A 14,830-nucleotide genomic window follows, 5' to 3' on the forward strand; every position below is an offset into this window, starting at 1 on the left:
TGCGCGCGGGCCGGGATGTCTCCCGAGCCGGGTCAGTCCCGCTTGTTCTTGTCGCCGAACATGCCCTCGGCCGCGCCCTTCACGGAGTCGCGGGCGTCCTGGAGCTTGTCCTTGGCCTCTGCCTTGCCCTGCTGGGTGTGGCCTTCGGCCTCGGTCTCCTTGTCGCCGGTGACCTTGCCGAAGCCTTCCTTGGCCTGGCCGCCCAGCTTGTCCTTCGCGTTCTCGAACTTCTCGTCGGTGCTCATCGCAGACCTCCTGTGTCGAGGGTCCGCACGGGTCGCGTGCGGTGCGGGAAGTCTAGTTCGGTGGTGCGCTGAGCCGCCGACCTCCCGGTCGGACAGCGCAGCCCGCTCACACCTCTCAGCCCGCTCACACCGCGCAGCCCGCTCACACCGCCTGCGCCGTCAGCGGGATCCGCCCACCGGCGAGCACCATGTCCACCTGGCGCTGGGAGAGCCGATGCGTCACCGCCACCTCGCGCTCGCCGATCTTCGCGCTCAGCGAGCGGCCCGCCCGCAGCGCCTCGTGCACGCCTTCGAGCACCACCTCGTCCCCGACCTTGATCGGGGCGAGATCCTCGGGGTTCTCGAACTCGAGCGGGACGATGCCGAAGTTCGCGAGGTTCTGCCAGTGGATCCGTGCGAAGCTCACCGCGATCACGGCCTGCAGTCCGAGGTAGCGCGGCGCGATCACCGCGTGCTCGCGGGAGGAGCCCTGGCCGTAGTTCTTCCCGGCCACCACCACGTGCCCGCCCTCGGTCGCGCGGGCTCGGGTGGGGTACTCGCCATCGATCCGGGTGAAGGCGAAGTCCGCGATCCGCGGGATGTTGGAGCGGAAGGGCAGCACCTGTGAGCCCGGCCGGCAGGATCTCGTCGGTGGAGACGTCGTCCCCCATCACCAGGAGCACCGGCGCGGTGAGGCGATCGGCGACCGGGGTGAAGTCCGGCAGGGAGGAGACGTTCGGTCCCTTGACCAGTTCGACGGACTTCGCCTCCTCCTCGGGCAGGGGAGGGATCAGCATGTCGTGGATCTGCGCATAGCTCTCGGGCAGTGTGGGCCGCGGGTAGACCATGTCGAGACTGCTCTCGAGCGTGCGCGGATCGGTGATCTTCCCGGTCAGCGCAGCGGCCGCCGCGGTCTCGGGGAGCACAGCCATACCGCGTCCTCCTCCGTGCCGGAGCGGCCGGGGAAGTTGCGAGGCATGGTGCGCAGGGAGTTGCGGCCGCTGGCGGGGGCCTGGCCCATCCCGATGCAGCCCATGCAGCCGGACTGGTGGATCCGGGCGCCTGCCGCTACGAGCGCGCCGAGCCAGCCTCCGGTGATGAGATCCGCCAGCACCTCGCGCGAGGTGGGGTTGATGTCCACGGACACGCGCGAATGGGCTTGGTGACCATCGAGGATCTCGGCGACCACGGCGAAGTCCCGCAGTCCCGGGTTCGCGGAGGAGCCGATGACCACCTGGTTCACGTCCTCTCCGGCGACCTCGGCGACCGGCACCACGTTGCCGGGGGAGGAGGGGCGTGCGATCAGCGGCTCGAGCTCGGAGAGGTTGATCTGCTCGGTGAGGTCGTAGCTCGCACCCTCGTCGGCCTCCCAGGCCTCGAACTGCTCGCCGCGGCCGACGGCCTCGAGGTAGGTGCGGGCGGAGTCGTCGGCCGGGAAGACCGTCGCGGTCGCCCCCAGCTCGGCCCCCATGTTCGCGATGACGTGCCGGTCCATCGCGTCGAGCTGCGCGAGCCCGGAGCCGTGGTACTCGATGATGCGGCCCACGCCGCCGCTGACGCCGTGGCGGCGCAGCATCTCCAGCACCACGTCCTTCGCGCTCACCCAGTCCGGCAGCGTCCCGGTCAGCTCCACGCCCCAGATCTCCGGCAGCGTGACGTACAACGGCTGGCCGGCCATCGCCATCGCGACCTCGAGCCCGCCCACGCCGATCGCGAGCATGCCCAGCGCGCCGGCGGCGCAGGTGTGCGAGTCCGAGCCGATCAGCAGCGCGCCGGGTCGGCCGAAGTGAGCCTGGTGGACGGGATGGGAGACGCCGTTGCCGGCCTTGGAGAACCACAGCCCGAAGCGCTCGGCCGCGGACTGCAGGAACAGGTGGTCGTCGGGGTTCTTCTCGTCGGTCTGCAGCAGGTTGTGGTCGACGTACTGGACCGACAGCTCGGTGCGGACCCGGTCCAGGCCCATCGCCTCCAGCTCGAGCATGACCATGGTGCCGGTGGCGTCCTGGGTGAGGGTCTGGTCGACCCGCAGCCCGATCTCGGCTCCGGGCTCCAGCGTCCCTTCGACGAGATGCGCGGCGATGAGCTTCTGTGCGACGTTGCGGGGCATGGCGCTGTCCTCCTCGGAGAGCGGCTCGCCGTCGAGGCTCGTCGACGAACCTGCCTCCACCGTAGGCCTGCCCGTCCGCGAATGCCATGGTTCGGCCGTCCGGTCCCGCCCCGTCGGCCGCCCGCTCCCCGGACCGCACTTGCACCCCACGCCGCAGCATGTACTCTCTCCCGCATGCAGAACCGTTGGTTTACCTATGCGATGTCGGCTCCGGAGGGGCCGGCCGCCGTATAGCGTCCCCAACCTTCCAGAGCCGACAAGGGCAGAGCACAAGCTCTGCCCTTCGCCATTCCCCGGCGGGCTCTGAGCATCGGGTCCGCCCCTCGAAAGGACAGGACCCACGATGACGATCCTCGCCACCGCCCCCGCCGCAGCGCCCGCCGTTCCCGAGCGCCACATCGCGAGCTACACCCCGCTGCCCACACCGGCTGAGCTGCTCACCGACCTGCCCCTGACCGCCGAGCAGGCGCAGCAGGTCGCCGCTCATCGCGAGCAGGTGCGCGCCGTGCTCGAGGGCACCGACCGGCGCCTGCTGGTCGTCGTCGGCCCCTGCTCGATCCACGACCCCGAGGCCGGGCTGGACTACGCCCGCCGCCTCGCCGCGATCCAGGCCGAGGTAGGTCAGGAGCTGCTGCTGGTGATGCGCACCTACTTCGAGAAGCCGCGCACTACCGTGGGGTGGAAGGGCCTGATCAACGACCCGCACCTGGATGGCTCCCACGACATCGCCACCGGCCTGCACCGCGCTCGGGCCTTCCTTCGCGAGGTCACGGCGCTCGGGGTGCCCTGCGCCACCGAGTTCCTCGAGCCGATCAGCCCGCAGTACATCGCGGATCTCATCTCTTGGGGCGCGGTCGGTGCCCGCACCACCGAATCCCAGATCCACCGCCAGCTCGCCTCCGGGCTGTCGATGCCGGTCGGGTTCAAGAATGGCACCGACGGCAGCGTCCAGGTGGCTCTCGACGCGGTCGCGGCGGCCTCGGCGCCGCAGTCCTTCCTCGGGATCGGAAGTGATGGACGGGCGAACCTCGTCTCCACCACCGGCAATCCCGACACCCACCTGATCCTGCGCGGCGGCGCCGACGGCCCGAACTGGGGACCCGCCCCGGTGCACGCCGCGGCTGGGCGCCTGAGCGCACAGGGCCTGAGCCCGCGCCTGGTCATCGACGCCAGCCACGGCAACAGCGACAAGGACCACCTGCGCCAGGCCGAGGTCGCCACCATGCTCGCCGACCAGATCGCGGTGGACGGCGCGGCCGTGGCCGGGGTGATGCTCGAGAGCAACCTGGTCGGCGGCGCCCAGAAGCTCGACGTTGACCAGGGTCCCGCTGGGCTCCTGCGCGGCCAGTCCGTGACCGACAAGTGCATGGACTGGGAGGCGAGCGAGGGCGTGCTGCGTGCGCTCGCCGGCGGAGCGCGTCGCCGCCGCGAGGCCATCCCGGGGCGCGCATGAGCGCCGTGTGCCGCGCCGATGAACATCGGGGGACGATCCTCGCAGGGACCTGTCGGGCGCGGGGGAGGGTCTAGCGTCGACAGGGCACTCATGCCCCGATCCCCAGGAGATGTGCCGATGTCCCCCTCTCTCGCTCGCCGTTCCCTGCTCGGCCTCGGCACCGTCGCCGCCGGTGGAGCCGCCGCGACAGCCCTGGCGGCCTCCGCCTCCGCGGCTCCGACGGAGAAGGGCGGGGAAGAGCGCACCGAGCGTCCCGGCAGGGGCAGGGACAACCGGCCGCTGATCGGCCGGGCCCGCCGCGATCGCCTGCACGTGATGGCGTTCAACATCCGTTACGACAACTCCGCCACCACTGAGGAGGGCGATCCGGACCACTGGCCGACCCGTCGGCCGATCCTGATCGACCTGCTCGAGCGTGAGCGGCCCACGCTCCTCGGCGTCCAGGAGGCCCTGTACGGGCAGCTGGACACGATCCGTGAGGCGCTGCCCGGCCACGAGATGATCGGCTACGGCCGCGACGGCGGCAGCGCCGGCGAGTACTCCGCGATCTTCTACGACCCCGAGCGCCGCCTGCGCGTGCGGGAATGGGACCAGTTCTGGCTCTCCGACACCCCGGACCAGATCGGCTCCGCCAGCTGGGGCAACAACGTCACCCGCATCGTGGTGTGGGCGCGGATGGAGGACCTGGCCACGGGGCGGGAGTTCGCGATGATCAACACCCACTTCGACCACGAGTCCGAGCCCGCCCGGATCAAGAGCGCCCAGGCGATGATCGACCTGTTCGAGGGAGGCGAGCTGGACCAGCTGCCGGCGCTCGTCACCGGCGACTTCAACTCCGCCGCCCATGACTCGGGCGCGTACTCCACGCTGGTCACCGACGGCCCCACCCTCGACACCTGGGACGCCGCGCAGAAGCAGCTCACCCCGGCCTGGGGCACGTTCCCCGCCTACGAGGAGCCCGTCGAAGGCGGGGAGCGGATCGACTGGGTGCTGGCCACCGAGCAGTTCACGATCCTCGAGGCCGCGATCAACGTCTCCACCGACCGTCACGGCGCCTTCCTCCGATCACGCCCCGGTGCAGGCGCTGGTCGCCCTGCGCTGACGCGGAGCCGATCTTCGCGGACAGAATCCGTCCTCGGTCACTCCTAGCGTGGGGGTGCTTCCGCGATTGCTGGAGTCCCCGAGTCGAGGAGCCCCGATGCCCGCCACCCTGTCCCTGTTCACCCTGTACCGCGACCCTGCCGCCGCCGTGGCCTGGCTGACCGGCGCGTTCGGCATGGAGCTCGTGAACAGCTACGGCGCTGAGGAGGGCACGCTCGACCATGCCGAGCTGCGCCTCGGCGAAGCTGTAGTGATGGTCCAGGCCGCGGCCGACGGCCAGACCGCCTCGCCCCTGGTCGAGGGCTCCACCAGCCGCGCCCCGGTGCTGTCCCTCGACAGCGAGGCCGAGGTCGATGCCCTCTTCGCCCGGGCCCGCGACGCCGCGGCCAACGTGGTCCAAGCGCCCGGGACGACGCCCTGGGGCAACTACCGCTTCGAGGTCCTGGATCCCGAGGGCCACCAGTGGTCGGTGGGCAGCTACCGGCCCGGTGAACCGTGGGACGCGCAGTGGTGAGGGAATGCAATGGTGAGGGAATACCGCGGGCGGCGGCGCCGTTGAGAACTGTCCCTGCCTGCCACGCCCACTGAAGGAGCCTCGATCACCGCCGCTGTTCTGCCCACCCTCACCGCCCAGGCCCAGCACCTGATCGATCTCGGCATCCACGTCCTCGCGGGAACCTCCGCGCAGGAGTTGCACGACGCCGCCGCGCAGCTCGGCGGCGGACGCACCGACGCGCTGCTCGCACTGGACCCGTCGCTCGCGCCCGCCTCCGCCCTCGCTCCGCTGATGCGGCGCGGGGACCGGCCCGGCTTCGTGGTCGAGGACATGACGGACGTGGACCGCTTCGATCCCACCGGCATCGAGCTGCCTGATGGGTCGGTGTACCTGGTCGAGGGTCTCGAGCGGGGTGATGACCTCAGCAACTGGACGCCCGAGGAGGCGCTGCCGGCGATCGCCGCGCGTGACCGCCCCCGCTGCTGCTCACGGAGGGACTGCACTGTGTGCTCCAGCGGCCCGAGGTGCTCGAGCGGGGCCGCTGCTTCATGACGATCGGATCGCGCCTGACCAAGCCCACCGGGAAGCTCGACTCCCGCACCCCGGCGCTGTGGATCTCCGGCGGCACCGGCCGCGACGGGAAGGACCGTAAGGACGCACCGAAGCTCGGCTGGTGCTGGTGGGGCAACCGCCACACCTGGCTCGGCATCGCCTCCGCCGCGCGCCGCAGCGGTGTCTGAGCCGGTGCACACGGGCTGATATATCCCTCGTCGGTCCGCGTCTCGCCCGGGTACTGTCCGCTCATGACCACGACCCCCGCTCCCACCTGGTGGGAGGAGGAGCACGCCTCCCTGCGCGAGAGCGCCCAGGAGGATTCCGAGGCATGGGTCGACGCCGGCCCACCGTTCTCCGACGCCCTGCTGCAGCTGCTCGCAGACGCGGAGGACGCCTTCACACAGACGGGCACCGAGACCCCCGGCTGGGAGGATCCGCACCTCACCGCCGACGGCGACGAGCGCGACAGCCTCGAGGAGGAGTACAGCCGCTGCCTCGACCCGGGCAAGTTCCGGATCCTCTGGTCCCGGACCGAGGCCTGGACCCGCGTGCTCACTGCCCGCGGCTGGGCAGACACCGACGACGGCGCACAGCTCGACTGGGCCGTGACGCCGCACGTCGACCGCTATCGCGCCACCGTGCTGCGCCCCCGTCGGTCCGGCGCGCAGCCCCTGGTCCTCGCCCGCACCGCCCCGGACGATGCAGCAGGCAGCGCCGACCTCGAAGGCAGCGAGGCCCTGATCCTCGGCCTCGTGATCGGGATCGGTGATCCGGCAGTGCCCGTGAGCACCACGCCGAACTGCGGCTGCGACGCTTGCGACTCCGGTTCCCGCGATCTGCTCGAGGAGCTCGACCGCACGCTCCTCTCGATCGTCGACGGCTCCTTCGAGACCGTGCTGAGCCCCGGCTGGACCAGCCACCGCACCTCCTTCGGTGCCGAGGGCGGCAGCGGTGATGAAGGCTCCAGCCTCTCGATGACGGTCACCGCGCAGCCCTGGGCCGAGGAGTGGACGCCGCGGCCGCTCACACCGGCGATCGGCCGGGATGATTCAGCCTGGGCGGACGAGATGCTGCGCGAGGCACGGGCAACGCTGCTGCTCGATACGGTCATCGACGTCTTCCCCGCGCCGCTCGCCGCCCGACTCCACCGCCTGCGCCCTTCACACTCGGGGACCGTGACCTCCTACCTCCGCCTCCCTCTGGCCGAGCAGCAGGTCACGGCACCGCTCGACGCACTCGAGCATCCGCCCGCCGGGTATCGCAGGGACCACCGCAGCACCGTGGTCACCGGCATGGACTTCGAGCGCGCCGCCTCGGCGCTGCGCTCCTGGGCGGTGCACCGCCGCGCGGGCCTGCAGACCAGCGCCACCCACACCCCGCTTGAGGTGGGCACCGAGGTGCGCCTGCACCTCGGCCGTCGGCCGTTCCGGATCACCGCCCCGTGCCGCGTGCTGTGGGTGATCGAGGAACCGGACCGCGCCGGCTTCGCCTACGCCACCCTGCCCGGGCATCCCGAATCCGGGATCGAGGAGTTCACCGTGACCCGCACCGCGACCGGGCAGGTGAGGTTCCACCTCGATGTCGTCTCCCGGCCCGCCACCTGGTACGCCCGGCTCGGCGCCCCGGTCTCCCGCCTCGTCCAGGAGCTCATCACGCGTCGCTACCTGCGTGCCCTGTCCACCCCTCCGGCCCCCTGAGGAGCGCCCCGCGCCCATCTCGGTGAAGCGTGACCTCAGGAGTCCAGGTCGTGCCGCAGGACGTGGACGACCACGCCGATCGTCAGCGGCGGGGCCCGAGGCTACCAGCGCGCATGCGCGCCACGTGGGTCTCAGCCACGTCACGCTCCGGAAACCTCCCCCACAGCGGCGGGGGAGTCGGTTAGCGTGACCCCATCGCGCGCGACGAGGACGCGAAAGCTGACCAGCGGGCCCCGGCCCGTCGGCCCCCAGCTCGTGGTCCCCGCCGTGGACCGTTCCCCACCCACGACAGGAAGGCCTCCTGGTGAACTCCCTGATCCTCGCAGTCGTCGGCATCGCCATGATGGTCGCCGGCTATCTGCTCTACTCCCGATTCCTCGGCAGGCGCGTCTACAAGCTCAGCGCCTCCTTCCGCACTCCCGCCCATGAGCTGCAGGACGGGGTCGACTTCGTCCCCACCAACAAGTTCATCCTGTGGGGCCACCACTTCACCTCGGTCGCCGGCGCCGCACCCATCGTCGGCCCCGCCGTCGCCGTGATCTGGGGCTGGCTGCCGGCCTTCCTCTGGGTCACGCTCGGCACCGTCTTCTTCGCGGGCATGCACGACCTGGGCGCCCTGTGGGCCTCGGTGCGCAACCGCGGCCAATCCATCGGCACCCTGTCCGCGCGCTACATCGGCAAGCGCGGCAGCCGCCTGTTCCTGGTGGTCATCTTCCTGCTGCTGCTCATGGTCAACGCCGCGTTCGCCGTGGTCATCTCCGGCCTGCTGGTCTCCACCCCCACCTCCGTGATCCCCACCTGGGGCGCGCTCGTGGTCGCCGTGCTGATCGGTCAGGCGATCTATCGCTTCAAGTGGAACCTGCCGATCGTCTCCGTGATCGGCGTGATCGCGCTGTACGGCCTGATCCTGCTCGGTGACAGGTTCCCGGTGGTGCTGCCCGAGACGGTGCTCGGGCTGTCAGCCGAGGCGTTCTGGATCCTGGTGCTGTTCGTCTACGCCGCGATCGCCTCGGTGCTGCCGGTGTGGGTGCTGCTCCAGCCGCGCGACTACATCAACGGCCTGCAGCTGTTCATCGGCCTGGGACTGCTCTACGGCGCGGTGCTGATCTTCCAGCCCGAGCTGGTCGCCCCAGCGATCAACGCGAACGTCCCCGACGGGACCCCGGCATCATGCCGCTGCTGTTCGTGACCATCGCCTGCGGTGCGATCTCCGGCTTCCACGGCGTGGTCTCCTCCGGCACCTCCTCGAAGCAGCTCGACAAGGAGACCGACGCCCGGTTCGTGGGCTACTTCGGGGCAGTGGGAGAGGGGCTGCTGGCCCTCGGCGCGATCATCGCCACCACCGCGGGCTTCCGCACCCTCGCGGACTGGGAAGCGGTGTACACCGCCTTCAACGAGGGCGGCGTCGCAGCCTTCGTGACCGGCGGCGGCGCGATCCTGAACGCGGGCCTCGGCATCCCCACCTCGCTGTCGGCCACGATCCTGGCCACCATGGCAGTGCTGTTCGCCGCGACCACGATGGACACCGGCGTGCGCCTGCAGCGCTTCGTGGTCCAGGAGATCGGGCAGGTCGTGGGAGTGAAGCTGGGAACGCTGGTCGCGACGTTGATCGTGCTGGCGGTCTGCCTGGGCCTGGCCTTCAGCGCAGGAGCCGACGGCGCCGGCGGCATGATCATCTGGCCGCTGTTCGGCACCACCAACCAGATCCTCGCCGGGCTGACCCTCGCGATCCTCGCGGTGATGCTGATGCGCAAGCGCCGCCCGGTGCTGCCGATCATGATCCCGCTGCTGTTCGTCCTGTTCGTCAGCGTGTACGCGGCGCTGATCCAGCTGGGCAGCTTCTACCGTGAGGGCAACTGGCTGCTGCTGATCATGGACCTGGTGATCGTGGTCGCCGCCGTGTGGGTGATCGTCGAATCCGCGATCGCCCTGAAGCGGGCCCACGCCTCTGAGCCGGAACCTGATCTGGATGAGGACGAGCTGGACTCCGTCTCGGCGGACGGCGGCTCCGGCGAGTGAGCCCGCAGTCCCCACACACTCCCGTCGGCGGGTCCCCGGACGGACCCGCCGACGGGGTGGCCCCCGCCGCGGCACGTCCCTCCCTCAGGGAGCGCTGGCGTGCCTTCAGTGACGGCCTGCACGAGTTCTACGTGGCCCCCTACCGGCGCACCTTCGCCCGCGCTCAGCGCGATGAGGACGATCTGTTCCGCATGCTCGTGATGAGCGAGCTGCTGGGCGTGCCCAACCCCGCCGCCTACTACACCGCAGAGCTGCTGCCCGTGCTGTACGACAGCTTCCACGACTGGCATCGCCGGATGGGGATGGAGCGTTCACCGCTGGAGGACTACCGATGCTGCTGAGGCTCGCCGCCGAGCGCCGAGTGCTGTTCCTGGGCGGGAAGGGCGGGGTCGGCAAGACCACCGTCGCCTCCGCCGTGGCTCTCGCTGCGGCCCGTGAGGGTCGGCGCGTCCTGGTGGTCTCCACCGATCCCGCCCACAATCTCGGCCATCTGTGGGGGCAGAAGATCGGTGACCGCGCCACCCCGCTAGGCGACGGCGTCGGCGGGCGCCTGGCGGGCCTCGAGATTAATCCCGACGCCACCACCGATCAGCACCTGCAGGACGTCGCCCGCACCCTGAAGCGGCTCATGCCCGGGAACCTCGCCGGCGAGGTGGACAAGCACATGGACCTCTCCCGCCGCTCTCCGGGCACCCACGAGGCCGCCGTGCTGGAACGGATGACGGAACTGGTCGAGACCGGGATGCGCAATCACGACCTGGTCGTCTTCGACACCGCTCCCTCCGGGCACACCGCACGCCTGATGGCCCTGCCGGAGGTGATGACCGCCTGGACCGACGGACTGCTGAAGCGTCGCGAGAAATCCCAGAAGCTCGGTGCCGCCATGCGCGGCCTCGACCGCGATCGGGGGACGACCCTGCTCGGGTCGACCGCCCCCGCGACCCGATCCAGGAGCGTGACGAGGAGATCCGCTCCATCCTGCTGCGCCGGCGCGACCGCCTCGCCGGCCTGCGCGAGGTGCTCGTGGACTCTGCGCTCTCGTCGTTCGCGATCGTCCTGGCCGCTGAGCGCCTCCCCGTGCTGGAGACCATCGAGCTGCACGAGGAGCTCACCCGCACCGGCGTCGACGTCGGCGCGCTCGTGGTCAACAGGCGCTCCCCGGCCGATCGCGGTGAGTTCCTCGCCCGGCGCCGCGCCGTCGAGGACGAGCACCTGGTGACCCTCCGCGACGCCCTGCCCCGCGTGCCCCTGCAGGAGGTGCCGCTGGGGGAGGAGGACGTGGTGGGTCCGGAAGCGCTCGAGCGCTTTTCGACGTTGCTGTGAGATGCCCGCCCGCGGCTCAGCCGGCGGCCTCGACCTCCGCCGGGTTCGCCTTCAGGGTGAAGGCCAGCACCACCGCGACGGTCGTGACCACGCCGCCGAAGGCGAAGGCCCAGGAGGCACCGCTGGCCTGAGCGATCTCCGCCGAGGCCCCGGACTCGACCGCGATGGCCGAGCCGAGGGTCAGCAGCGCGATGAACACCGCGGTGCCGAGAGCCCCGGCCAGCTGCTGGAGGGTGTTGAGGATCGCTGAGCCGTGGCCGTACAGCGAGCGCGGCAGCGCCCCCAGCGAGAGCGTCATCAGCGGGGTCATCACCATCGCCATGCCGATGCCCAGCGGGATGTTCAGCGCGATGATCAGGCCCTGAGTGGCGTTCGCATCGAGCAGGAACACCTCGAGCCAGCACACGATCGCCATCAGCAGCATGCCGGGCACCACGATCGGCCGCGGCCCGAACCGGTCGTACAGGGCGCCCACGAACGGGCCCAGCAGGCCCGAGGCCGCCGCGCCGGGAAGCATCGTCAGACCGATCTCGAGGGTGGTCATCTCGAGCGCGCCGGTCATGTACAGCGGAAGCGCCACGACCGTGCCGAGCATCGTCGCGAAGCCCATCAGGATCACCAGCACCGAAACGGTGAAGGTGCGCACCTTCAGCGGCTGCAGATCCAGCAGCGGCTCGTCACCGCGGGAGAGCATGCGCAGCTGGCGGATGGTGAACACTGTCAGGGCGAGCACACCGATCCCGGCCACCAGCAGCGGGACCAGGCGACTGGTGCCCGAGACGATCTGGCTGATCGAGGCCAGCGCGTAGATCACGCCGCCGAAGCCGATCGCGGAGAGGATCACCGAGATGACATCCAGCCGCACCTTCTCCGGCTCGGTGTAGTTGCGCATGAAGAGCAGCCCGATGGTCAGGGCGATCACGATGATCGGCAGCATCATCAGGAACAGGTGATGCCAGGTGCCGTGCTGGAGGATGAAGCCCGAGATGGAGGGGCCCAGCGCCGGAGCAGCGGAGATCACCACGCCCACCAGGCCCATCACCAGGCCGCGGGACCTGATCGGCACCAGTGCGAGGACGGTGGTCATCAGCAGCGGCAGCACCATCGCGGTGCCCGCGGCCTGGATCACGCGGCCGCCCAGCAGCACCGGGAAGGTCGGGGCGAGCATCGCGATGGTGGTGCCCGCCAGGAACAGCAGCATCGCGACGGAGAAGACGGTGCGCACCGACAGGCGCTTCATCAGGAAGCCGGTGGTGGGGATGACCACGGCCATCGTCAGCATGAACCCGGTCGAGAGCCACTGCGCGGTGACCGCGCTGATCGACAGGTCCTCCATCAGGGTGGGCAGAGCGACCGACAGCAGGGTCTCGTTGAGGATCATCACGAAGGCGGAGACCACCAGCACCGCGATGATCGGGGTGACCTTGACGGATGCCGGGGCGTGGCCGTCGACCACGGTGGTGCTGGGGTCGTCGGCCCCGTCGCGGGTGCTGAACTCGGCCTCGGCCGCGGCGGAGCCGCCGGCCACGATCCCGGGTGCCTCGAGGGCCGGGAACTCTCCGGTGGGGGTGGGGGTGTGCGTGGTCATGAGAGGAGAGCGGTGCTTTCGTCGTCGAGGGACCGGAGGGCCGGAACCCGTGCCTCCGCCGCACGTGGGGCGGAGCAGTCGGGTCACCTTCCGGTGGGGGCGTCGGACACCATCCGCAGCCTCGCTGATCCTGTCACAGGGACCCTCTTCTCGTCACGGTGATATGTGACGCGCTGCGCCCGCCTTACGTTCCGCGCAACCGCCCGATCTCAGCCCCGGTGCTGCTGCCACCACAGCGCGGCCTGGACCCTCGAGTCCAGCTGCAGCTTCATCAGCGCGTTCGACAGATGCGACTTCACCGTGGTGATCTCGACGAAGAGCTGCCGGGCGATCTGCTGATTGGTCAGCCCCCGCGCGACCAGTGCGAGCACATCCTCCTCGCGGCGGGTGAAGGCGGGTTCGGGGCCGACGGGACCCGGCTTCTCCGCCACCGGAGCAGGGGAGTCGGATCTCCCTGTGCCACGGCCGCGCAGCGCTCCCACCACGGCCCGGGTCGCCGCTGCGGAGAGCACCGCGTCACCGCGATGCACATCCCGCACGGCGGCGAGGATCCGCTGCGGGTCCTCGGTCTTCACGAGGTAGCCGTCGGCCCCGGCCGCGAGCGCCCCGAGCACATAGTCATCCAGGTCGAATCCAGAGATCACCAGCACATGCGCGCCGGTCTCACGCAGGCGCGGGGTGATCTCGATCCCGGTCGCGCCGGGCATGCGCACATCGGTGAGCACCACGTCGGGGCGGTGCTCCCGCGCGGCGGCCACCGCGGCCTCCCCGTCGGCCGCCTCGGCCACCACGGTGATGTCCGGGGCGGAGCCCAGCAACGCCACCAGCCCCGAGCGCACGGCGGGATGATCATCGGCGACCACCACCCGGATCGGGGGCTGCGCGCCGGTGCCCTCTGCGGGAGGAGGAGTGGTCATGGAGTGGTCTCCTGGGTGAGGGGGACGGGATCTCGGGCCGAATCGTGTGCAGAGTCATGCGCGGAAGAAGCATCGGCAGCACCGCCGGGCCCGGTGGCGTGCGCGGGGAGCCGGGCGAGGACCTGCCAGGTGCCCGGCGTGGGAGCCTCCGCGGGGCCGGCTGCGGGCATGGGACCGGAGCTCGCGGTGCCGCCCACGGCGGTGGCCCGGTGCGAGATCGCCCCGCGGCCCACCCCGCGGCCCTCCGCACCGCCCGACCCGCCGCCCGGCTCCGAGGCGTCGGCCCGTCGGTTCACCAGCTCCAGCCGCACCTCGCGGCCGAAGAGCCCGACGTCCAGCGTGATCGGCGCCCGGCCGTGACGGACTGCGTTGGTGACGGCCTCCGCTCCGATCCGCAGCAGCGCCGCTTGCACAGAGGGCTCCACCCGGGCGGGATCGCTGAGCGCCGGATCGATCCGCATCTGCGCGGCGGGGTCGCGGTCGCGCAGGCGCGCAGAGAGGGAGGGCCAGTCGAGCGTGACCGCGGGCAGGGCCCCGGCCTGCTCGGTGGAGAGCACCCCGATCATCGAGCGCAGATCGCGCAGCGCCGCATGGGCGGAATCCCGCGCGGTGGTCAGGGAGCGGTCGCGGGCGGCGGGATCCTCCAGGGAGGAGGCGAGATTGGTGTGCAGGGAGACGGCGCTGAGGTGACCGGCGATCACATCGTGCAGGTCGTGAGCGATGCTGCGCCGCTCGGTCTCCACCGCGTGGGCGGCCCGGGTCTCGGCGAGCTCGTGCTCGAGGCCGGCGAGCTGCTCGGCGGCCTGCCGGGCGCCGCGGTGATGGCGCACCTCCCAGCCCCACAGCAGCGGGGTCATCACCACCAGGGTGGCGAGAAGCGCGATCACGAACACCAGCTGGCCGGGCAGTCCGGCGAACAGCGCCGCCAGCAGCGCGAGCGCCGTGCCGACGATCGCGATCCGGGTGGTGAGGCGGGCCAGGCGACGGCTGCCGTGCATGACCGGCTCGAACAGCGCCTCGAACAGCAGGACGTAGGCGGAGACCTGACCGCCCACGATGATCTCCGCGAGGCCCAGCGGCCCCGCGACGGCGAGCGTGACCCCGGGCCGTCGGCGCCGCCAGATCAGGCTCACGCAGCCCACCAGCATCAGCGCCACCGAGACCCACGTCGGCCAGCCCTGCCCCTGCGGCAGGAACCCGGAGTTGTGGGCCCCTGTGCCGGCCAGCAGCAGCACCAGCGCGGCATACCCACCGGCGACCAGCAGATCCCGTCGGCCCACCGGCGGATTCGGGGCGCCTCGGGATCGACCATCAAGGGGGCGGCGGACATGCACCGAGAATACGTGGCGC

General features: G+C 71.0%; 14 protein-coding genes and 2 pseudogenes. 10 read left to right on the top strand and 6 right to left on the bottom strand.

What is annotated here, in order from left to right; genetic code table 11:
* Positions 1-32: 32 nt before the first annotated feature.
* From H3H54_RS03615 to H3H54_RS19430, 3 genes are all read right to left on the bottom strand, one after another.
* On the bottom strand, positions 33-245 hold the full coding sequence (locus H3H54_RS03615) for a CsbD family protein (protein WP_262425553.1): 213 nt from the start codon (positions 243-245) through the stop codon (positions 33-35).
* Between the two features lie 142 nt (positions 246-387).
* Positions 388-846 (bottom strand): hypothetical protein, encoded by a 459-nt coding sequence (locus tag H3H54_RS19425; protein WP_395963342.1) that lies wholly within the window; start codon positions 844-846, stop codon positions 388-390.
* A gap of 270 nt (positions 847-1,116) precedes the next feature.
* Positions 1,117-2,331, bottom strand: a complete 1,215-nt coding sequence (locus H3H54_RS19430; RefSeq protein ID WP_395963344.1) for an aconitate hydratase — start codon at positions 2,329-2,331, stop codon at positions 1,117-1,119.
* A 343-nt stretch (positions 2,332-2,674) separates the two neighbouring features.
* Here H3H54_RS19430 and H3H54_RS03625 point away from each other — a divergent pair, with 343 nt between their 5' ends.
* The 10 genes and pseudogenes from H3H54_RS03625 (at position 2,675) to H3H54_RS03665 (ending at position 10,975) form a co-directional block, all read left to right on the top strand.
* On the top strand, positions 2,675-3,784 hold the full coding sequence (locus H3H54_RS03625) for a 3-deoxy-7-phosphoheptulonate synthase (protein WP_262425554.1): 1,110 nt from the start codon (positions 2,675-2,677) through the stop codon (positions 3,782-3,784).
* A 117-nt stretch (positions 3,785-3,901) separates the two neighbouring features.
* Positions 3,902-4,933 (top strand): endonuclease/exonuclease/phosphatase family protein, encoded by a 1,032-nt coding sequence (locus tag H3H54_RS03630; RefSeq protein ID WP_262425555.1) that lies wholly within the window; start codon positions 3,902-3,904, stop codon positions 4,931-4,933.
* 49 nt (positions 4,934-4,982) lie between these two features.
* Positions 4,983-5,399 carry a VOC family protein gene (locus H3H54_RS03635; RefSeq protein ID WP_262425556.1) on the top strand — a complete coding sequence of 139 codons (417 nt, stop codon included), beginning with the start codon at positions 4,983-4,985 and terminating at the stop codon, positions 5,397-5,399.
* A gap of 177 nt (positions 5,400-5,576) precedes the next feature.
* The gene (locus H3H54_RS18650; protein WP_316249131.1) at positions 5,577-5,933 is read left to right on the top strand and encodes a DUF5701 family protein; all 357 of its coding nucleotides are present in this window, start codon (positions 5,577-5,579) and stop codon (positions 5,931-5,933) included.
* Entirely contained in the window at positions 5,906-6,121 is a 216-nt protein-coding gene (locus tag H3H54_RS18655) for a DUF5701 family protein (RefSeq protein WP_316249132.1), read from the top strand. Before H3H54_RS18650 ends, H3H54_RS18655 begins: the two co-directional genes overlap by 28 nt.
* Before the next feature lie 63 nt (positions 6,122-6,184).
* Positions 6,185-7,633, top strand: a complete 1,449-nt coding sequence (locus H3H54_RS03645) for a DUF1990 domain-containing protein (RefSeq protein WP_262425557.1) — start codon at positions 6,185-6,187, stop codon at positions 7,631-7,633.
* 304 nt (positions 7,634-7,937) lie between these two features.
* Positions 7,938-9,652: pseudogene (locus H3H54_RS03650) on the top strand (carbon starvation protein A).
* A gap of 56 nt (positions 9,653-9,708) precedes the next feature.
* Complete coding sequence (locus H3H54_RS03655; RefSeq protein ID WP_262425558.1) at positions 9,709-9,993, top strand: cory-CC-star protein; 285 nt, start codon at positions 9,709-9,711, stop codon at positions 9,991-9,993.
* A pseudogene (locus tag H3H54_RS03660) lies at positions 9,984-10,481 on the top strand (ArsA family ATPase); the annotation flags it as partial. The gene H3H54_RS03655 and the pseudogene H3H54_RS03660, both read left to right, overlap by 10 nt.
* A gap of 194 nt (positions 10,482-10,675) precedes the next feature.
* A complete protein-coding gene (locus tag H3H54_RS03665; protein WP_262425559.1) occupies positions 10,676-10,975 on the top strand; it encodes an arsenical pump-driving ATPase GET3 in 300 nt (99 codons plus the stop codon).
* A gap of 16 nt (positions 10,976-10,991) precedes the next feature.
* Here the strand turns inward: H3H54_RS03665 and H3H54_RS03670 are convergent, their stop codons facing one another.
* The 3 genes from H3H54_RS03670 to H3H54_RS03680 form a co-directional block, all read right to left on the bottom strand.
* A complete protein-coding gene (locus H3H54_RS03670) occupies positions 10,992-12,563 on the bottom strand; it encodes a DHA2 family efflux MFS transporter permease subunit (RefSeq protein ID WP_262425560.1) in 1,572 nt (523 codons plus the stop codon).
* A 209-nt stretch (positions 12,564-12,772) separates the two neighbouring features.
* Complete coding sequence (locus tag H3H54_RS03675; RefSeq protein WP_262425561.1) at positions 12,773-13,480, bottom strand: response regulator transcription factor; 708 nt, start codon at positions 13,478-13,480, stop codon at positions 12,773-12,775.
* Positions 13,477-14,760: a sensor histidine kinase gene (locus H3H54_RS03680; protein ID WP_262425562.1), complete on the bottom strand. Its 1,284-nt coding sequence runs from the start codon at positions 14,758-14,760 to the stop codon at positions 13,477-13,479. The genes H3H54_RS03675 and H3H54_RS03680 overlap by 4 nt, the downstream gene beginning before the upstream one ends.
* Positions 14,761-14,830: the final 70 nt, after the last annotated feature.

Origin of the sequence: Brachybacterium sp. Z12 (assembly GCF_014400405.1) — a bacterium.
GTDB lineage: Bacteria > Actinomycetota > Actinomycetes > Actinomycetales > Dermabacteraceae > Brachybacterium.